The following is a 390-nucleotide window of genomic DNA, read 5'->3' as shown; positions in this document are numbered from 1 at the left end:
TGTTCCCCGACAAGAATCAGATCACAGTCGATAGCAGCAACGGCCGCATCAAGGTTCCGAAGCTCGGCTGGCTGCGTTACCGTAAGAGTCGCGATGTACCTGGCGATGTTCGCTCGGCCAGCGTGTCGCTGCGCGCTGGCAAGTGGTACGTGTCGATTCTCACGCGGCGCGAGGTCGAACCGCCGGTTCCGGTTGGCCCGGCAGTCGGTATCGACGTGGGCGTGGCGCGGTTCGCAACCATGTCGGATGGCTCTTATATCGCGCCGCTCGCGTCCTTGCGCAAGCACGAGCAGCGGCTTGCGAAGTATCAACGCCGCATGGCCCGCAAGGTCAAAGGCAGCAGCAACTGGAAAAAAGCCAAGGCCCGCATTCAGCGCATCCACGCGCGCG

The 390-nt window shown here is 62.8% G+C and carries 1 protein-coding gene; it reads left to right on the top strand.

Going from position 1 to position 390, the window contains the following annotated elements:
• Positions 1-390: transposase (locus U5A67_RS40580; RefSeq protein ID WP_321818850.1), on the top strand; the 390-nt coding region annotated here is incomplete at both ends.

The sequence above is a fragment of the Paraburkholderia sp. J69-1 genome (genome assembly GCF_905220255.1).
Lineage (GTDB): Bacteria > Pseudomonadota > Gammaproteobacteria > Burkholderiales > Burkholderiaceae > Paraburkholderia.
This window is presented reverse-complemented; position numbering and strand designations above follow the sequence as displayed.